This window comes from Micromonospora avicenniae (genome assembly GCF_900156065.1).
GTDB lineage: Bacteria > Actinomycetota > Actinomycetes > Mycobacteriales > Micromonosporaceae > Micromonospora > Micromonospora avicenniae.
In genome coordinates, this window is the sequence record NZ_FTNF01000008.1 from 243,329 (window position 1) to 262,214 (window position 18,886).

Sequence of the window (18,886 nt, forward strand, 5' to 3'; positions counted from 1 at the left end):
CGCTACCGGCGCGGCGACGGGACGGCGTTCTGCCCGTAGACGTTCTGGTAACGCGCGTAGAGCGAGTCGACGTCCTCGGCGGCGATCGGCAGCGGCTGCCCGAGCGCCCTGGCCAGGTGGGCGGTGCGGGCGACGTCCTCACACATCACCGCCGCCTTGACCGCCGCCTTCGCGTTGGGGCCGACGGTGAAGACCCCGTGGTTACGCATCAGCACCGCCGGCGAGCGGTGCCCGGACAGGGTGGCCACGATCCCCTTGCCGATGTCGTCACCACCGATGAGGGCGAACGGCCCGACCGGAATCTCGCCGCCGAACTCGTCGGCCTGGGCGGTGAGGTAGCAGGGGATCGCCTCGCCACACGCGGCCCAGGCGGTCGCGTAGCCGCTGTGGGTGTGTACGACCCCGCCGACGTCGGGCATCGCCCGGTAGACGTAGGCGTGCGCCGCGGTGTCGCTCGACGGCGACAGATCCCCCTCCACCACGACCCCGTCGAGGTCGCAGACGACCATGTTGTCGGGCCGGAGGTCGTCGTAGGAGATCCCGCTCGGTTTGATGACCATGAGGTCCTGACCCGGCACCCGTGCCGACACGTTGCCGGAGGTCCAGGCGACGAGGTTGTACCTGACCAGTTCGGCGTGCAGGGCGGCGACCGTCTCGCGCAGCCGCGCCACCGTGTCGTTCCTACTGAGCTGCTCGCTCATGCCATCGCCTCCTGGGGCAGTGCGACCTCGCCGGCCGGTGCGGGCACGGCCGCCGATCGGGCGGTGTTGCGGATGGTGCGCAGGCGCAGCAGTACGTCGTCGCCGCCCCTGCCGAAGTGGTCGTGCAGCCGCCGGTACTCGGCGTACAGCGCGTCGTAGGCGCGGACCCGCTCCGGGTCCGGCAGGTAGGCGTCCCGGGTGACCCGGCCCATCACCGCCGCCGCCGCCGGCACGTCGGGGTGGGCCCCGGCGGCGACCGCCGCGTGGATCGCCGAGCCCAGCGCGGGCCCCTGGGCGGAGCCGATGATGCTCAGCGGCCGGTCGGTGACGTCCGCGTAGATCTGCATCAGCAGTGGGTTGTTGGTGAGTCCACCCGCCACGACCAGCTCGTTCACCGGCACGCCCGCCTCGGCGAACGCCTCGATGATCATGCGGGTGCCGTACGCGGTGGACTCCAGCAGCGCCCGATAGATGTCAGGTGGACGGGTGGCCAGGGTCAGCCCCACGATCACCCCGCTCAGGTCGTGGTTGACCAGCAGCGACCGGTTGCCGTTCCACCAGTCCAGCGCCACCAGCCCGTGCGCGCCCACCGGCTGCTTGGCGGCCTCCTCGCTCAACGACTCGTGCGAGGCGTACCCGTCGGGTGCGGCGTGTTCGACGTACCAGCCGAAGATGTCGCCCACACCGCTCTGGCCGGCCTCGTACCCCCAGTGGCCGGCGCTGATGCCGCCGTCGACCACACCGCACATGCCGGCCACCTCGGCCAGCTCGGTGCCGTTGACCACGTGGCAGGTGGAGGTGCCCATGATGGCGACCAGCCGGCCCGGCTCGAGAGCCTGCGCGGCGGCGGCGGTGACGTGGGCGTCCACGTTGCCGACCGCCACGGCGATGCCCTCGCGCAGCCCGGTCCACGCCGCCGCCTGCGCGGTCAGCCCGCCGGCCCGCTCGCCCAGCGCGGCCAGCGGACCGTCGATCTTCTGTACGAAGTCGGGGAAGTCCGGGTTCAGCGCGGCCAGGTAGTCCCGCGACGGGTATCGCCCGTCCTGGTGGATGCCCTTGTATCCCGCCGTGCACACGTTGCGGGTCTCCGTGCCGCACAGCTGCCAGACGATCCAGTCGGCGGCCTCGATCCACCGCTCCGCCCGGGTGTAGATCTCGGGGTCCTCCTCGAGCAGCTGCAACGCCTTCGCGTACTGCCACTCGGCGGAGATCTTGCCGCCGTAGCGGCCGATCCAGGGCTCACCGCGCTGGTGCGCGAGCGCGTTGATGCGGTCGGCCTGGTGCTGGGCGGCGTGGTGCTTCCACAGCTTCACGTAGGCGTGCGGACGGGTGCGCAGGTCGGGCAGCTCGCACAGCGGGGTGCCGTCGGCCAGGGTGGGCAGCACGGTGCAGGCGGTGAAGTCGATCCCGATGCCGACGACCCGGTCGGCCGGGACGCCGCTCGCCGCGAGCGCCGCCGGCACGGCGTGCCGCAGGACGTCTCGGTAGTCGTCGGGGTCCTGCAGCGCCCAGTCGGCCGGCAGCTGCTGCCCGTCGGCGGCCAGCACCGAGTCCATGACGCCGCTGCGGTAGGCGTGCACCGCCGTGCCCAGCTCGGCGCCGTCACGAACGCGCACCACCAGGGCGCGCCCGGACAACGTTCCGAAGTCGACGCCGATGACGAACCGGTCTTCCGGCTCCACCGAAACGCTCATGCCATCCTCCGCTCGCTTCCTGGCCATAGTGTTAGCGCTCACATAAACATCCGTCAAGGCTCGGTTGGAAACATACGTGTAACGCTCTGGTCGATCCCCGTTGACCGACCACGATCGACCCTCGTTCAGGCGCGGCCGACGCGCGGAGAGAGCCTGACCGGCCGGTGGCCCGCCGGGTGCCCGGGGGGCGCGTTGCGGAAGCGCTACCTGTTAGCGCTCACAGTCGCGACGCCAGCTGTTCGTGCCCGCCGCGTCGCCCCGCCCACGCGGCGACGGGCACGCGCGGGCGGCGACGGGCACGCGCGAGCGGCGGCCCGGTCGGGGACCGGACCGCCGCCCTGCGCGCGGACTGTCGTGCCGCCGGCTACGGGTGACCCGGCCTCACGGCTCGAGCTCCTGGTTGGCCCGGGCCGCGCCCGAGACCACGCGAGCCAGCTCCACAGTGGTGAAGACCCCCGCCTGGCGGAACGACTCGGCGACCTGGGTCACGGCCGACACGAACTGACCGTGGTTGGTGAAGGGCGCCTGGTCCCACACCAGGTCGAGGAAGGTCGGGCCGTCGTCGCCGGGCGAGGTGATGCCCGAGACGGGTACGTCGTAGTTGGGCAACCCGTCGTTCCGCTTGCGGTTCGGCACCCCGGTGTCGATGGACCCGAACACGATCGCCGGCTCGACCCGGCGGAAGTACGACGACACGGGCTGGGTGTCACTGATGTAGTACGGGCGCAGGGTGAGATCGTGCGTGGTGAACAGTGGGTCTCCCGCCGCCGTGGTGCTCGCGTGTGTGATGGCCGAGCGGGCGTAGTCGCCGTCCCGCTTCAGCCGGCTGTAGAGGGTGAGCTCGCGGTAGGCCCCGTTACCGGGGTTGCCGAGGATCTGGAGGAGGACCGGACCCCAGAAGATCGACTGGGTGTCGGGACGGTCGAGCGCCCGCTCGATCCGGATGCTGAACGGCATCCGGATGTCGATAGTGTCGCCGTGCGACCAGGTACGGCTCAACGTCAGGTAGTCGCCCGCCTTGGCGTCGACCTCCTGCGCCTCGCCGTTGATCGAGACGAAGAAGCCCTTCTGCACCCAGCCCGGCACCCGCAGCTTGATGTCGAGCCGACCGCTGCCGTTCACGGTCAGCCTGGTGCGGTCCTCCCGCGGGTAGTTCGTCTCCTGGACGATGGTGAAGCCCTTCTCCGCCCAGGTCAGCGTCGAGGACGCGTACAGGTTGACCCACAGCGTCCCGCCGTCCGCGGACTTGAAGTAGATCGTGTCCTGGTACTTGGTGTGGTTCTCCAGGCCGGTCCCGCCGCAGCAGGTACCGGTGTTGCCGTAGCTGCGGCTGGCGCCCGGGGTCAACGGCTGGAAGTAGGTGACCTGCGGGTTGCTGACGCTGGAGGAGTCGGAGCGCGAGCCGGCGATCTGGTTGAGCAGACCCCGCTCGTAGTAGTCCATGTACGCCGGGTCGTGCTCGTGCAGGAAGAGGTTCCGCGCCAGCTTGCCCAGGTTGTACGCGCTGCAGGTCTCCGCCCCGCCCTGGGCGATCGAGTTCGCGATGTTGTCCCGGTTCTGGAACATCTCGATGTTGTTGTTGGAACCGGGGAAGTTGCCGCCCGTACCGCCGTTCGCGTACATGCGGTGCGGGACGATCATCTTGAAGAAGTTCTTGGCGGCCTGGAAGTACTCCGGGTCCCCGCTGTGCTCGTAGACGCGCATGTATCCGACGAACTGCGGGACGTGCTGGTTGACGTGCAGCCGGTCCGGGCGGCGCCGGCCGGGACGCGTCTGCGGCGTGGTGACCAGGATGTCGCGGTTCTCCACGCAGGCCTGGAACAGCGACTCCCGGTTGTCGAAGAACTTGGCGGTATCCAGGTGCTTCGCGTCGCCGGTGAGCGCGTAGATCTCGGGGAACACCTCGTTCGCGCCGCCGGACTCGCCGGCGATGTAGAGGTCCCACATGTAGTTCAGGTTGTCCCGGCTGATCGGGCCGGTGTAGTCGGGATGGTTCTTGTCCCCGATGGTCAAGGCGAGATGCGCCCAGTCGGCCATCTTGACGACGATGTCGCGCGCCTTCTGGTTGTCGGTGTGGTAGAACGCGTCGAGCAGGCCACGCATGATCTTGTGTTGGGTGTACCAGGGGGCCCAGGTGTTGGTGTCCTTGTTGCCGCCGTAGACCGCCCACCTCGGCGGACCGAGACGCAGCACCGCGTCCTCCGGGAGAGCCCCCAGATAACCGGGGTGGGTCGGAACCCACAGCTCGGTCCCGCCCTTCGCCGCCACCGCTCCAGCGTCGCGCCCGTTGGGCGAGGAGTCCTTGAGGGTGGACCCGCCGTCCTCGTCGAACCGGTACCAGGCGATCGTCCCGCCGCCGGTGGCGCCCGTCGGCGACGCCAGCAGGGACTGGACCTCCTGCTGGGTCAGCGCCCGGTCGAAGATGTGGAACTCGTCGATGGTCGCGTCCAGGAACGGGTCGCCGTACTGCGACCGCCCGATCCAGCGGTTGCCGGGGTTGCCGAGGTGGGACGGGTTGAGGGTCATGTTCGAGTTCGTGCCGGCCGCCCGACCGTTCACATACAGCGTGCCGGTGTTCTTCGACAGCGTGACGGCCAGGTGCACCCACTCGTTCGTCGGCACTGCCGTATCGCCGTTGATCTGCTGCTCCGCACCGGATCCGCCGACCGTGATCGCGAACCGCGGCACGTTGCCGGTGACGCCCGCGCGGGCGGTCAGGAACATGTTGACAGTGGTGTTCTGACCGAAGTCGAACACTCGGCTCCAGTTCTGCGTCGACGCGAGGTTCACCCAGGTGGCGATCGTGAAGTCGGCGAGCTGGCTGATCGCCTCCTGGGGGAGGTCCACGTACTGCGCCGCGCTGGGGCCGTTCAGCCGCAGCGCGTTGCCGAACCGGCCCGACACGCGGTCGATCCGCGGTTCCTGCGGATCGTCGCCGCCCGAGCCGCCGCCGTCGCCCATCCGTGCGGTGATCGCGTCCTGGCAGGCGGCGAGCTCGTCGACCATCCAGTCGAGCTTGGTCTTGAAGATCGGCTCTCCCTGGTCGGCGTACGCCTGCGCCAGGCCGGTCATGAAGTGGCCGGCCCAGTGGCCGCTGAGCAGCCCGCCGTCCTCCCAGCCACCGGGTACCGAGACACCTGGAGGGTTCGGGCGGCCGGCCTCATTGTTGAACAGCACCAGGAAGCGCCGCTCGTCGAACTGCCGGAGGAAGTTCTTCATGCGGTCGCGCTTCTCCTGCAGCAGGCCGTTGCCCAGCTTCACGTCGCGCAGCTGGAAGGGCCGGACCGGAGCCGTGCCGCCGGGGCCGGGGTCGGGCGCGGCCGGGCTCGAAGGCGCCGGGCCGGCCGGCGGTGCGGTCTGCGGTGCGGCGGCGGCCGCGGCCGGGAGCGCGCCGACACCGGCCACCGCGGCGGCGCCGACCGCCGATGCCTGGAGCAGCTGACGTCGATTGACGGAGGGCTTGTCGGATTGGGCCACTGGAGATCGTCCTTCCGCGTGGGGGTGTGGGCAGACCACCTGGCCGGGGGTCTGCGCGGTGTGTCTGGATCGCGGGTTCAGTTGGTCTCGGCTCGCGTCGATGCCGGCGGCGCCGGGCCGGTTCGGGGTGATCGGGTTCGGCCGGTTGGTTGGCGACCGCCTTGCACTGACATCGGTTCGAGGGGCGGGATCGGCACGAGATCTGTGGCCGGTAGCGGACATCCCGCTGCGCGGTGTTCGATGCGGCGGACCGGTGTGCCGCCGGTCATCTGCCGTTGCCAGGGAGTGTGAACGCTCACTTCCGAGGTCGTCAATCCCTACGATGCAGTAGGTTCGATGTTTGACACGGCCCAGAAACATATCTATGTTAACGCTCAACTCGCCAGCCCGGGCGGGTCCGCAGAGTGTCCACGCTGGCCGTGCGCTGCCGCTGCGACCGGACCGGCGCCAGTGCGGTGTCCGTGGCGGACGGACGTGCGAATCGAGGAGGCAGGGTGGCCGACACGTTCGACGTGTCGGAGCTGTGGGACCCGACGGTCCGCCGAAACCCGCACGAGTTCTACGACCGCGTCCGAGCCGCCGGGCGTCCCGTGCTCCAGGTCGACCCGGCGGGCAACCGGCTCTGGGTGGTGGCCGGACACGCGGACGTGTTGACGGGCCTGCGTCATCCGGCGATCGGGCACGAGGTCCACCGGCACTGCCCCGTCACGCATCAGCCCGCCCTGAACCCTCAAGACGAGGTGGCCAGGATCGAGACGCGCCAACTGATCAACCTGGACCCGCCCGACCACACCCGGTTACGTGGACTGGTCAGCGGCGGATTCACGGCACGCGCGGTGGCGCGGCTGGAGCCCTGGATCACCGCTCTGGCCGACCGGCTCGTCGCGAACGCACGGCGGCTCGGCCGGATCGACGGGGTGGCGGACCTCGCGGACCCGGTGCCGGTGAACGTCATCGCGGAGCTGGTGGGCGTACCTGAGCCGGACCGGTGGCAGTTCCGCGCCTGGTCCGCCGCGATCGTCTCGGCCAGTCCCGACGGACCGACGGCCACCGTCGAGTTCGCGGCCTACCTCGACGATCTGGCGGCCCGGCGGCGTGCGGATCCGGCGGACGACCTGATGTCCGAGCTCGTGGCGCTGGAGGACCAGGCGGAGCGGCTCGACCGCGACGAACTCGTCGCCCTCGTTCAACTGCTGCTGATCGCAGGGCAGGAGACGACCGTCGACCTGATCGTCAACGGCATCCGGCTCCTGCTCACCCACCCGCCCCAGTGGCAGGCGCTGAGAGAGCAACCGGCATTGGCGGCCGCGGTCGTCGAGGAGACCCTCAGGTTCCGGGGACCGGTCGAGATCGTGCCGCCCCGGTTCGCCTTCCGCGACATCGAGATCGGCGGTGGGCGGATCCCGGCCTACGACCGGGTGGGATTGTCGTTGTGGGGTGCCAACCGTGATCCCACGGTCTTCGACCGGCCGCACGAGTTCGACATCCACCGCGCCGACGTGGGCAAACACATCGCGTTCGGGTACGGCATCCACTTCTGTCTGGGGGCTCACCTCGCGCGGTTGGAGAGCCGGATCATGTTCGAACGGATCGCGCAGCAGTTGCCCGACCTGCGACTCGCGGTCGACCCCCGGGACGTCGACGCCTTCCGGTTGCACCGCAACGAACTTCCGCTGCAAGTGTGAGGGCGGCGGGCAACAGAACCGACCCGGTCACGCCCGTGGGCGGCTGGAGCTGGCCCGCCGGACCAGCTCCGGAGAGAGCAGCATGTGTTCCGTCGGCTGACCGGTCGAGTCGATCTTGCCTAGCAGCATGTCGATGCTACGTCGGCCAAGCTCGGCGAAGTCCTGACGCACGGTGGTCAGCGGCGGTAGGAAGTACTCCGAGTCGGGCATGCCGTCGAAGCCGACGACGCTGACGTCCTCGGGCACGCGCCGACCCGACTCGTGCAGCGCGCGCAGCACGCCCAGCGCGATCTGATCGTTGGCGCAGAAGATCGCGGTCACGGTCGGGTCGGTGGCGAGCATCGCGCCCTGCTCGTATCCCGATCGCGCATTCCACGCCTGCGGCCGCACCGGTGGCACGACCGCGCCGGCGGCGTAGAGGGTGTCGCGCCAGCCGTCGACCCGCTCCACCGCCTCCGGCCAGTCCGCCGGACCGGCCACATGGTGCACGGTGGCATGGCCGAGGTCCAGCAGATGACGGGTGGCGAGCGCCGCGCCGACCCGATTGTCGACTCGGACCGTCGGGACACTGTCGTCACCGGCACCGCCGCCCACACCCACGCAGGCCAGAACCGGCGCGACCTGTACGAGCGCGTGGGTGACCGCGGGCTTCGGCGAGATCGCGATGATGCCCTCGACCGACTGCTGCGCGAGCCGGTCGACGGCGTCGAGCACCGACTGCCGGTCGAGGCTGCGAACGGTGGCCACGCTGACGAAGTAGCCGGCGGCACGGGCGGCCTCCTCGATCGCGTAGAGCATCGAGGCCGGACCGAACAGGGTGCTCTCGAAGCCGACGATGCCGAGCGCCCCGGAGCGTCGAGTGACCAGCGTGCGAGCGGCGAGGTTACGCCGGTAGTTGAGCGCCTCCATGGCCTGGACGACGCGGTCCCTGGTCTCCTGCCGGACGTTCGGATGGTTGTTCAGCACCCGGGAGACGGTCTGGTGTGACACTCCGGCGAGTCGCGCGACGTCGCGCATGACGGTGGCACGGGGCCGATTCGCACTGCCGGTCCCCGCCTGACTCGGTAAGCCTCCCGGTGGCACCTGTCCTACCTTCTGCTCGATGTCACCGATCACTCTAACGTCGCGGCGGTGGCGCCTCACTCGCGTGCCGCCACCGCGTCGACGGCGAGTCGGATGTTCTCCCCGGCGACGCACCCGTGCGGGCAGGAACCACCTCACGGCCGCCGCTGCTGAGAGTCCAACGGGTGCGGCCGCCGTTGCCCGGGCGGGGCCGACGGGCCGGTGGACTCCCGCACGACCAGGCGGCAGGGCTGGCGGAGGACGCCATGCGACGGTGTGCCGTCGAGGGCGGAGAACAGGTGCATGACCGCGCTCGCCCCGAGTTGCTCGAGATTGAGGTCCACGGTGGTCAGCGGTGGCCGGCAGTCGGTCGCGAAGTCCTCCCAGTTGTCGTAGCCGACGATGGCCACGTCGTCGGGGATACGACGACCGAGGTCGAGCAGTGTCTGCGCGACCCCGGTCGCGATCTGGTCGTTGCCGCAGAAGACGGCGTCGACGTCGGGATCGGCGCTGAGCAGCATGTGGGCGGCGTGCCGGCCCCAGCGCTGCGACCACTCGCCGTACAACGGTTCCCGGCTGGCCAGGGGCAGCCCGTGTTCCTCGAGTACGGCTCGTAGCCCGGTGACCCGGTCGCGGGCCGCCCGGTAGCTGTGCGGCCCGGTGACATGGGCGATCCGGCGTCGGCCCAGCGCCACGAGGTGCTCGGCGGCGAGCCGGGCGCCACCTTCGTCGTCGGCCAGCAGGGAGACGTCGTCCGGGTCTGCGGACTCGCCGTAGACGTAGACGACCGGGACCGGGATGTCACGGGTCAACGACGGTCGGATGTCGTTGCTGTCGCCCAGCACGATGAACCCGTCCACCCGGCGGGCGAGCAGAGTCCGGATGTAGTGCTGGCGGCGGATGGCGTCGCCGCGCGCATCGCAGAGCAGGACCGACATCTGCTCGTTGCCGAGTGCGTTCTCCGCGCCCAGCAGGATCGGCATGGAGAAGCGGCCGCCGAGCTCGTCGGTGAGCAGGCCGATGGTGCGGGTGCGGCCGGAGATCAGCCCGCGCGCGAGCGCGTTGGGCTGGAAGGACAACTCGCTCGCCGCTCTGAGTACCCGCTCCCGCGTCGCCGGCGCGACCTCGCCGCGGTCGTTGAGCGCCTTCGAGGCGGTGGCGACGGAGACGCCGGCCAGACGTGCGACGTCGCTCAACGTGACCGCCTGCGTGCGATGCCTTGCCATCGAAACCCTTTCGACGTGCTGTTTCGGAATCGATATCGAGCCTAGCGGTCCACAGTACGCCTTCCAGGTCGCCTGGTTGTTACCTGACATCCCTCTTGCCGAAAAGGTTTTCGTGGGACAGGCTGACTGCACCTGGGCCGGGGTCGCGGATCGGAGCCGGTGATGGCTGAGGCGTGCGCCGACGGCCGGGTCGTCGGTCGTGCTCGCGGCACCGCCGCCCACGGGCCGCCGCCGCCCGTACCTCGCGTTCGTGCGTCCGGCCCCTCGCCGCGGGGGGGGCGGGAGAAGTCGGCCGGGCACAGCGGATGAGCCCCGGCATGATACGACTCCGGCGCGAGCACGGCCGCCGTCAGCGCCGCCGGAGCGGAACCTGCGGGTGCCGAAGGTGAGATCCCCCGGCTTCCGCCGGTGTCACCACAGGGAAGGCATCGCGCGCGGGGGGTGCCCGGGTCACCCGGCGCGTTCGTCCTCCGCCCGCATTCCGTGCAGGTCGTAGCTGTACTCGCCGGCCTCGAGCCGGGCCCTCAGGCTGGTCTCCCGTTCGATCCGGGCATTCGTCGCGGCGGCCGCGTCGGCCGCGCCGCCCCGTGGCACGACCACCGCGCCGTCGGCGTCGAGCACCACGACGTCCCCTGGGCCGACGGTCGCGCCGCCCACCCGTACCGGGACGTCGAGGTCGCCCCGTTCGCGCTTGGCGGCCCCACGCACCCGGGTCCACCGGGCCCAGATCGGCAGGCCGAGTTCCCGCAGCTCGTCCACGTCGCGTACGGCGGCGTCCACCAGCAAGCCGACCGCGCCCGCCACCTTGGCCTGGGTGGCGAGCAGCTCGCCGACCAGGGCCACCGGAGCCGGTCGCGGCATCGTGAGCACGAGCACCTCGCCGGGACGCAGCCGGGTCATCGCCTCGTGCACGGCCCGGTTGTCGTCCTGACCGCACAGGACCGTACGCGCCGGGCCGGCGACCCGCGTGCCGGGCACGATCTGCGCCAGGTCGGCGTCGATCAGACCTCGCCGGCCGGTGGCCTCGTAGACGGTGGCCACGCCGGCTGCGGCCAGCGTCCCGATCACCGCCTGGTCCACGGCGCCCGCCGCGTCACCGATCCCGCTCACAGCGACCCCATCACGTTCGGGATCAGCCGCTGGAAGGCCTCCGCCTGCCGGACCGCTGTGTCGCCGGTGACCCGGCGGGCGTGGTTGCCCCGCTGATCGGCCCGCTGCGTGTAGTACTCCCGGAGGTAGCCCTGTGCGCTCATCGCCGCCATCGCCTCCTGCTTGGCCGGCATCACGTCGGTTATGTCGACGAAGACGGTCGGAACGAACCCGCACAGCTCGGGCTGGTGCGGCTCGAAGACCAGGAACTCCGACGGTGGGGCGGTCTTGAACCCGCTGGACACTCCGGCGCCGGCGGTGAGCTGCCGTGCGGTCGCCACCGCGGCGTGCGCCACCGGGTGATCGGGGTTGAACGGATCTCGGTCGGGGTGGGTGAGCACCACGTGCGGGGCGTACTCCCGCATCAGCCCGGCCAGCCGGTCGACGTCCTCGTCCCGGATCCGCAGCGGGTAGTCGCCCAGATCGAACGCCTCGAACGTCGCGCCGACCGCGGCCGCGGCGCGCTCCGCCTCGGCGTGCCGCAACCGCTTGACGTTCTCGACGGTCTGGTTCGGCTCCTTCCAGAGCTCGCCGGACTCACCCCGCTCGCCGTACGAGAGCGCCAGCACGATGGCCTCACCCCCGGCCGCGGTGTGCTTGGCGACCGCACCGGCGGCCCGCCACACGAAGTCGGCCGAGTGCGCGCCCACCACCAGCATCCGTCGCGCGGTCATGCTGGCACCGCCGCCCTCGGCATCGCCACCCGGTGCGAGTTGACCACCGCCATGGTGTGGATCTCCTCCGCGGTGAAGCCGGCCTCGAGCAGGCGGTCGGCGAAGAGGGCCAGGCCGTCCTCGACCGGCGGGTTGAACGGCTGCCCCAGGTCACTGGAGAGGACCGAGTGCTCCACGCCGACGGCCCGGATGTTGGCGAACAGGTCCGCCCAGGCGACCTTCCCCGTGTATGGCGTGGTGAAGCAGCGTTCCAGCAGCGCGCCCGCGTCGGCGAGCGCCTGCTGTTGCTCCAGCGGCAACCGCTGCGACGTGAACTCCGGATGGGTGACCACGATCCGGCGTACCCCCTCCTCGTTGGCGGCCCGGACCACGGCGAGGATCTCCGGGCCGCTGAGATGCCCGGTGGCGAGCGCCATGTCGTGCCGGGCGATCACCCGCAGCACCTGGCGTACGCGGTCGAGGACCACGCCTTCGTCGTCGACGACCTCGACGACGTCCGGGACGATGCCCTGGGCGTGCAGGCCGGCCTGGAACGCGCCCCACATCGCCGGCTTGGCGCCCGGCAGGTCGGTGGCGGTGCTGCGCCGCTGGTTTCCCGAATCGACCGTGGGCAGCCAGACGACCCGGGCGCCCAGCCGTCCGGCGACCTCGACGGCGACCGGATTGATGCCGCCCATGGCGCCGTTGAGGGTGATCGCGCCGAGAACGTCGACGTCGGGCACCACCTTGCGGACCACGGCCGCCCGCTCCGCGGTCGTCACGTAGTGGGACTTGAGAACGAAGCCGGCGAGCCCGACCTCCGCGCACCGGTACGCCAGGTCCACGTCGTCGATCCGGCGCGCCATCACGTCGGGGGCCACGTGCACGTGTGTGTCGTAGGCCCCGGAGACCAGGGCGCGAGCGCGCGAAGACGGGACGGGGTGCACAGACATGCGGCTCCTTTGGGTGTGCGCCATCGGGCCGGGCCCGTTGACGGACGAACGACGCGGGGCGACCGGACGGGCCGGTCGGGCGCGCGGAGCCGAACCCGCTCGGTCGAGGTGGCGTCGCGTTGCTGACAGGATTCCGGCCAGAACATCCATTGTCAACGATGCAATTCGCAGCTCAAACCGTTGTACGGCAACGAATTCCCAGTGATCCGGCAGATCTCTGCGGTGACAGTTGTGATCGGAGTCATCTACGCTTGCCGATCGGTGGGTCCCCGGCGCGAACCAGCGCCGACCCCTCCGGATGCCGCTGGCGCGGGTGTGCCGGCGCCGCCCGTCGACGCTCGAAGCTGGAGGCATGGATGATCAGGCGCACTCGCGCGGTCGTGGCGGCGCTGTTGGCCACGGCTCTCGCCGTGACAGGTTGCAGCGGCTCCGACGGCGCCGGCGACGACACGGCCGGCAAGGAAACCGACAAGGTCGCCTACATCACGGCGTTCGGTGCTGTGGGCCGGGACGCGTTCGCCTGGGTGGCCAAGGAGAAGGGCTACTTCGCCGAGGCCGGCATCGAGGTCGACATCAAGGAGGGCGCCGGCAACCAGCAGAACCTGACCGCGCTGAAGGCCGGTCAGGTCCAGTTCGCGGCACTCGACTTCACCGGCGCGGTTATCCAGGCAGGCAAGGGTGAGTTCACCGACTGGCGGGCGGTCGCCGCGGTGCACCAGCAGACGCTGATCTCGGTGATGACCACCAAGGACACCAACATCACCACCCCCAAGGACCTGCAGGGAAAGACGATGGCGACCGGCGCCGGCTCGGTGACCGAGCTGCTCTTTCCGGCGTACGCCAAGCTGGCTGGACTCGACCCGACGACTGTGAAGATCGAGGGCGTGCAGGCCACCGCACTCAACGGGCTCATGGCCGGCCGGAAGGTCGACGCCCTCGGCACCTTCCTGCTCAGTCGGGGCGCTCTCGAGACCGCCGCCAGGAAAGAGGTAGTGGTCCTGCCGTACAGCGACTATCTGAAGGACCTGTTCGGCAACGCCATCATCACCACTCCGGCGCTCATCGAGAAGGACCCCGAACTGGTGCGGCGGTTCACCACCGCGGTGCTCAAGGGGCTCGCGTACAGCATCGAGCATCCGGACGAGGCGGCGACGATCCTCAACAAGGTGAAGCCGACCTACACGGTGGCGGCGGGCAAGAGCGAGATCGAAGTGATGACGCCGCACGTCCGCCCCGCCGGCGGCGCACCCATCGGGTTCATGGACGAGTCACGGGTGGCCAGCACCATCGCCGTTCTGCAGAGCGCCGGCCTGATCGGGCCGGGACTCGAAGCGTCGCAGGTGGTCGACTTCAGCTTCGTGCAGAAGCCCTGACGATCCGGAGCAGCGGTCGTGACCGACAACCTCGCACCATCGCAGCGTTGGCGAAACGTCGGCCTGCCCGCGCTGGGCGCCGTCCTGGCGATCACCCTCTGGTGGCTGGTCACCTGGGCCTTCGACATCGACCCCTTCTTCCTGCCCGCGCCCCTGGACGTGGTTGACGCGTTCCTCCGGCTCCCCGGTCACCTCGCCGAGCAGACCTGGGTGACCTTCCTCGAAACGATCATCGGGTTCGGGATCGCCGCGGTGGGCGGGCTCCTGCTCGCCGTCCTGCTCGCCGCGTCCCGCACGGTCGAGCGGATGACCCTTCCCTTCATCGCCGGGATCAACGCGGTGCCGAAGGTGGCACTCGCGCCCCTGCTGCTGGTCTGGATCGGCTTCGGGTACGAGACCAAAGTCGTGATGGTCGTCCTGCTCTGCTTCTTCCCGATCCTGGTCTCGACCATGGCCGGGCTCACCTCGACCCCCAGCGACCTCGGCGAACTCGCCCGTTCCCTCTCCGCCAACTGGTGGCAGACCTTCGTGAAGGTGCGGCTTCCGTGGGCGCTGCCGCAACTCTTCGTCGGGCTGAAGGTGGCGACCTCACTTGCCATCATCGGCGCGATCATCGGCGAGGTGATCAACCCCGAGGCCGGACTGGGCTCGGTGATCGCCAGCTCCGGCCAGTCCGCCGACACCCCGCTCGCCTTCGCCGCGCTGACCCTGCTCGCCGTGATGGGTGCGGTCCTCTTCTACCTGATGGCCGGCCTCGAGCGGCTGCTCGCGCCGTGGGCGAAGGCGATCACGTCCTGATTCGCGCACGGTCGGCGACAGCGGGCGTACCCGGCGGCGACGCTCATGCGGCGACCCCGGACCAGGTGGGTCGGACCCGGCATCGGGTGAGCCGGGCCGCAGGAGAAAGATGGCGCCATGACCCACCCCGATTCCGTTACCGCACTTCCCAGGCGCGTGGTCGTCACCGGGGCCACCGGCAAGCTCGGACGCGCCGTGGTGGCGCACCTACGCGACGTGGGCGTCGACGTGCTCGCCGTCGACCGCGCCGCCGGGGGAGACCCCCGCGACGTCGGCGGCGAGTTCCTCCAAGCCGACCTGACCGACTACGGGCAGGTTCTGGAGGCTCTTCTCGGTGGTGCCGACGAGCACGGCGGCAGGGTCGACGCGGTGGTGCACCTGGCTGCGGTCCCGGCCCCCGGGCTGCTGCCCAACGCGGCGACCTTCGCCAACAACTCGTCCGCGACGTACAACGTCTTCGCCGCCGCACGGGCGGCGGGTATCAAGCGGGTGGTCTACGCGTCGAGCGAGACGGTGCTCGGCCTGCCGTTCGACACCCCGCCGCCGTACGCGCCGGTGGACGAGGAGTACGCGCCGCGCCCGGAGTCGACGTACTCGCTGAACAAGGCGCTCGAGGAGGAGATGGCCGGGCACTTCTGCCGTTGGGACCCTGAGCTGATCATGCTGGGCCTGCGGTTCTCCAACGTGATGGACGTCGAGGACTACGCGCAGTTCCCGTCCTTCGACGCGGACCCTCGCCTGCGTCGGTGGAACCTGTGGGGCTACATCGACGCTCGCGACGGCGCCCAGGCCGTCGAACGGGCACTCGCGTACGACCGGCCCGGCGCCGAGGTGTTCATCATCGCCAACGCCGACACCGTCATGAGCAGGTCCAGCGCCGGCCTGATGAGCGAGGTCTACCCGGACGTCGAGATCCGTAAGGAACTCGGCGAGCACGAGACCCTGCTCAGCATCGACAAGGCGCGCCGGGTGCTCGGCTACGAGCCCCGGCACACGTGGCGTAACCACGTGAGCTGACGGCTGGGCCGGGCTGGGGATCCCGGCTCGTGTCCAGCGGGAGGACGCCGGCCTCGGCGTGAGCGCCGACGTCCTCCCCGGGCTGTCACGCCTCGGGTACCGGCCGGATCAGAGGTTGGTCTGGTTCGGGCACCACACGCCCGATCCGTAGTCGTTCAGCAGGTCGTCACGGATCCAGCCGCCGACCTTGGTCTGCACGTTGACGACGTAGGTCCAGGTGTCGACGCCGTTGATGTCCAGCGCGTAACAGTGGTAGTCGAGCGACTGGCTGGCGTACGAGATGCCGCTGATCGCGCAGCGGGTGCTGGATCCCACGCGCATGTTGGCGGCCTCGAGGGTGTGGTGACCACCGCTGGTGTCGAGGTCGGGCGGGGCCGCCCTTCCGCAGCTCCAGTGGGCGGACGCGGGTGAGGGGGCGGCGATCGCGCCGGCGGCGACGAGTGCGATCGACGCCGCGGCGACGGTCAGGGGACGACGGATTCTGCCCACTGCTTCTCCTTTGACGGACAGCTCGGGTGACTGGCTCCAGTTGTCGGTTCTCACCGAAGGTTGCAGTACCTCAAGGTTCTTTTCAGTAGGAGCTTCAGCATTCCGCCCAACATTGCAGTCGGGTCCCAGCCTGGCCTACATGTACGAGGCGGGCGGGGCTCTGCCGGACCGGCAGCACGCGCCTACTGTCTGAGGCACGGGAAGTCGCCGGAAAATCTTGGTCACGACGGTTCAGGTTCAGGCCCGTCGCGACCCACTTGCCTCCAGGGCCGCGACGGGCGCCCCGATCAGCTGCTCGCGCCGTTGCTGCTCGCCGTCGCCGACTCTGGGCACAGCTCGATCGCCTGGCCCAGGGGGCCGGGCGTGTGTGCAGCTGACTGACCATTTCCCAAGCTTTGAGGTCATCTGCGTTGCCGACCTGGTCGACCTGGTCGACTGACCCGACGGGGACGGCATCGAGGTCAAGGCCGACGGAGAGCCAACGGCGCGCCGCCGCCGCGTTGCCTGAGGTCTGGCGTCGGGATCTGCTGGTCGGCGAGGGGCGAATAACGGGAAGTGGAGTCGCGCGGCTGGGCACGAGCAGGGATCAGGAGCTCGCCTCGGCTGCCGGTTGCGAGCGGTTCCGGTGGGTCCGCCACGCCTCGCCGATGTCGATGAACTGCTGGATGTCAGGGAGTCCCAGGGTGCCAAGCCGTGCTTCGCGATACACAGGAAGCCAGTCGGGTAACTCGTCGTCGGGGTGCAGGATGAGGAGTTCTTCCGCGGACATCCACGTATGGGCAAGGAACCAGCGGTGGTACTGCGTCGTCGGCGCCGACTCGCCCGTAGTGCCGGACGGTATCTGCGGGAAGATCACCAGACCTGTGCTGCGGTTGAGTGGGATCGACACCGCGTCGGCGGTGAGCAGTCCGACGCCGGGGTCATCGTCCGGCGCGCGCCACAGGCAGACCTTGCTGTGGAGGCGCAGCGAGTCGAACTCAGTCGATGCAGAGCCAGCGCGGGTCACAAAAGGCTTGATCAGCACACGGCTCGCGAAACCGGGTTCGCTCTGGACCCTGCCCCGTGAAGAAATGCTGCGCATGCTCATGAGTGGTAACGTGCCTGCCGGGATCGACTCCGGAGATCACGAGCTCTGGTGGATAGACTCGCCACAGGCTCTGCAGGAGCATGGCCCGACGCTGCGCGGCCTGCTGTCGCAAAAGATGACGGAGTTCGAGCAAATCCTCGACCGCGAGGTTTTTAAGGAGAGGCTCCGCTCGGGTGCATCGCTACAGCGGTTGAAAGGCTAGGGTCTGTTGTGGTCAGGGTGGTTCCGTTTCCAGGCTGAGTCCGGTTTGGGCGAGGAATTCGGGGATCACGTCGGGCCGGTACTGGATGCGTTTGAGTCGGTTGCGGATGATCGCGGCGAGGTGGTCTACGCCGTCGATGGCGAGGTTGCCCAGGCTGGCTTTCAGGTTGACCACAGGCTCTCGACGGGGTTGAGGTCTGGTGCGTACGCCGGTAGTTGGACCACGGTCAGCCACCGGTGGCGGGCGGCGATGAGCTGGCGCATCAGCGTACTGGTGTGGGTGTTGACTCCGTCCCAGATCAGGATGATCGGGGCGTGGAGCTGATGGTGCGCGGCGGTGACCAGGGTGGCGTAGTCGTCCTCGGACAGGCTGCGGCGTTCACCGGTGCGGCCTCGATGGATCCGCAGTCGGTAGAAGACGTGCCCGCGTTGGCCGGGTTTGACGCAGACCAGGCCGGCGATCGAGACCCGACCCGAGCCCTTGCCCGACACCCGTACCACGGGCGTCTGTCCGCGGCGGGCCCAGGTACGGGCTCTGGGCGGGCGTAGGGTCTGGCCGGCCTCGTCCTCGAAGCAGATCCACGCCCCGGTCGCCGCCGCTAGCCTCGTATCTTTGCCCAGGTCGTGGCCCGCCATGCGGCGATCGCGGGCTCGTCACGCTGCACCGCCCGGTGTTTGGGCACCTGAGGTGTGTAGCCGATGCGGTGCAGCAGATAGGACACCCCGCGTGGGGTGTAGGAGATGTGGAACAGCCGGCCGATCAGGGTCGCGACCCGGGCCAGGGTCCAGCGTTGGTCTTCGACCCAGCCGTGCGCGGCCGGGCCGAGGTCCAACTCGGCCCGCAACCGCAGCAGTTGATCGGGCGAGGGCCGGCAGACATCTCCACCAGGCCCGGTCGAGATCAGAGCGGCCATTCCACCAGCGCGCCAGCGTCGCCGCCATTGGTAGGCCGACTTCGTCGAGACCCGTAGCCGGGCTGCGACCTGCGTTGCCGGTACGTCCCTGGCGAACATCTGTGCGGCTTGAAGGCGTACCTGTTCCCGTTTGGCCCGTCCCTCAGCGGACAGGCCACCACTATCGGCGTACCTCACACCACAGGCATAGATCGGATTAGAGCAGCCGTCCACAATGGCGGGCCACATGTAACCAACCAGACCCAGGCCTTTCAACCGCTGTAGCCGGCGCGGATTTGACGAACGGGAACGGACACGTCGCGGACCCCTCACCTAGGGCGTGTCCTGTCGATCTTGTAGTGGTTGATGGTTGACGATGTGCCGGTGGTGCGTCGTGGTGAACTGACCGATGAGGCGTGGGTGGTGAT

At 69.7% G+C, this 18,886-nt stretch carries 18 protein-coding genes; 5 read left to right on the plus strand and 13 right to left on the minus strand.

From position 1 onward, the window contains the following. Positions 1–2 precede the first annotated feature (2 nt). The 3 genes from BXA10_RS15330 to BXA10_RS15340 form a co-directional block, all read right to left on the minus strand. Positions 3–701, minus strand: a complete 699-nt coding sequence (locus BXA10_RS15330) for an L-ribulose-5-phosphate 4-epimerase (protein ID WP_076471010.1) — start codon at positions 699–701, stop codon at positions 3–5. Next, the gene (gene araB, locus BXA10_RS15335; RefSeq protein WP_076471011.1) at positions 698–2,395 is read right to left on the minus strand and encodes a ribulokinase; all 1,698 of its coding nucleotides are present in this window, start codon (positions 2,393–2,395) and stop codon (positions 698–700) included. The genes BXA10_RS15330 and araB overlap by 4 nt, the downstream gene beginning before the upstream one ends. A gap of 381 nt (positions 2,396–2,776) precedes the next feature. Beyond that, positions 2,777–5,872 carry a beta-L-arabinofuranosidase domain-containing protein gene (locus BXA10_RS15340; protein WP_076471012.1) on the minus strand — a complete coding sequence of 1,032 codons (3,096 nt, stop codon included), beginning with the start codon at positions 5,870–5,872 and terminating at the stop codon, positions 2,777–2,779. Positions 5,873–6,366: 494 nt separating this feature from the next. Between BXA10_RS15340 and BXA10_RS15345 the strand changes: the two genes are divergently transcribed. Further along, positions 6,367–7,557, plus strand: coding sequence for a cytochrome P450 family protein (locus tag BXA10_RS15345; protein WP_076471013.1), 1,191 nt, complete (start codon positions 6,367–6,369; stop codon positions 7,555–7,557). A gap of 27 nt (positions 7,558–7,584) precedes the next feature. Here BXA10_RS15345 and BXA10_RS15350 read toward each other — a convergent pair whose 3' ends face one another. From BXA10_RS15350 to BXA10_RS15370, 5 genes are all read right to left on the minus strand, one after another. Continuing rightward, positions 7,585–8,574: a LacI family DNA-binding transcriptional regulator gene (locus BXA10_RS15350; RefSeq protein WP_076471014.1), complete on the minus strand. Its 990-nt coding sequence runs from the start codon at positions 8,572–8,574 to the stop codon at positions 7,585–7,587. Between the two features lie 200 nt (positions 8,575–8,774). After that, positions 8,775–9,845 (minus strand): LacI family DNA-binding transcriptional regulator, encoded by a 1,071-nt coding sequence (locus BXA10_RS15355; protein WP_076471015.1) that lies wholly within the window; start codon positions 9,843–9,845, stop codon positions 8,775–8,777. A gap of 450 nt (positions 9,846–10,295) precedes the next feature. After that, positions 10,296–10,955, minus strand: coding sequence for a 4-carboxy-4-hydroxy-2-oxoadipate aldolase/oxaloacetate decarboxylase (locus BXA10_RS15360; RefSeq protein WP_217696777.1), 660 nt, complete (start codon positions 10,953–10,955; stop codon positions 10,296–10,298). After that, positions 10,952–11,668: a PIG-L deacetylase family protein gene (locus tag BXA10_RS15365; protein WP_076471016.1), complete on the minus strand. Its 717-nt coding sequence runs from the start codon at positions 11,666–11,668 to the stop codon at positions 10,952–10,954. The genes BXA10_RS15360 and BXA10_RS15365 overlap by 4 nt, the downstream gene beginning before the upstream one ends. Continuing rightward, positions 11,665–12,600 (minus strand): DUF6282 family protein, encoded by a 936-nt coding sequence (locus tag BXA10_RS15370; RefSeq protein WP_076471017.1) that lies wholly within the window; start codon positions 12,598–12,600, stop codon positions 11,665–11,667. Before BXA10_RS15370 ends, BXA10_RS15365 begins: the two co-directional genes overlap by 4 nt. 356 nt (positions 12,601–12,956) lie before the next feature. On the opposite strand from BXA10_RS15370, the gene BXA10_RS15375 reads away from it, so the two are divergent. The 3 genes from BXA10_RS15375 (at position 12,957) to BXA10_RS15385 (ending at position 15,788) form a co-directional block, all read left to right on the plus strand. Next, positions 12,957–13,973, plus strand: a complete 1,017-nt coding sequence (locus tag BXA10_RS15375; protein WP_076471018.1) for an ABC transporter substrate-binding protein — start codon at positions 12,957–12,959, stop codon at positions 13,971–13,973. An 18-nt stretch (positions 13,974–13,991) separates the two neighbouring features. After that, positions 13,992–14,771, plus strand: a complete 780-nt coding sequence (locus BXA10_RS15380; protein WP_076471019.1) for an ABC transporter permease — start codon at positions 13,992–13,994, stop codon at positions 14,769–14,771. Positions 14,772–14,888: 117 nt separating this feature from the next. Further along, on the plus strand, positions 14,889–15,788 hold the full coding sequence (locus BXA10_RS15385; protein ID WP_076471020.1) for an NAD-dependent epimerase/dehydratase family protein: 900 nt from the start codon (positions 14,889–14,891) through the stop codon (positions 15,786–15,788). Positions 15,789–15,896: 108 nt separating this feature from the next. On the opposite strand, the gene BXA10_RS15390 is transcribed toward BXA10_RS15385, so the two are convergent. Beyond that, positions 15,897–16,277: a hypothetical protein gene (locus BXA10_RS15390; protein WP_245828261.1), complete on the minus strand. Its 381-nt coding sequence runs from the start codon at positions 16,275–16,277 to the stop codon at positions 15,897–15,899. A 586-nt stretch (positions 16,278–16,863) separates the two neighbouring features. Next, on the minus strand, positions 16,864–17,364 hold the full coding sequence (locus BXA10_RS15395; protein WP_139338009.1) for a hypothetical protein: 501 nt from the start codon (positions 17,362–17,364) through the stop codon (positions 16,864–16,866). Between BXA10_RS15395 and BXA10_RS15400 the strand changes: the two genes are divergently transcribed. After that, the gene (locus BXA10_RS15400) at positions 17,348–17,566 is read left to right on the plus strand and encodes a hypothetical protein (protein ID WP_076471022.1); all 219 of its coding nucleotides are present in this window, start codon (positions 17,348–17,350) and stop codon (positions 17,564–17,566) included. The genes BXA10_RS15395 and BXA10_RS15400 overlap by 17 nt on opposite strands. Before the next feature lie 12 nt (positions 17,567–17,578). Here BXA10_RS15400 and BXA10_RS32180 read toward each other — a convergent pair whose 3' ends face one another. Genes BXA10_RS32180 through BXA10_RS15410 form a run of 3 tightly spaced genes read right to left on the minus strand, consistent with a single transcriptional unit; the run spans position 17,579 to position 18,656 of the window. Continuing rightward, positions 17,579–17,740, minus strand: coding sequence for a hypothetical protein (locus BXA10_RS32180; protein ID WP_245828262.1), 162 nt, complete (start codon positions 17,738–17,740; stop codon positions 17,579–17,581). Further along, on the minus strand, positions 17,728–18,201 hold the full coding sequence (locus BXA10_RS15405; protein WP_245828264.1) for a transposase: 474 nt from the start codon (positions 18,199–18,201) through the stop codon (positions 17,728–17,730). The genes BXA10_RS32180 and BXA10_RS15405 overlap by 13 nt, the downstream gene beginning before the upstream one ends. Further along, positions 18,165–18,656, minus strand: coding sequence for a winged helix-turn-helix domain-containing protein (locus tag BXA10_RS15410; protein WP_076471023.1), 492 nt, complete (start codon positions 18,654–18,656; stop codon positions 18,165–18,167). The genes BXA10_RS15405 and BXA10_RS15410 overlap by 37 nt, the downstream gene beginning before the upstream one ends. Positions 18,657–18,886 lie beyond the last annotated feature (230 nt).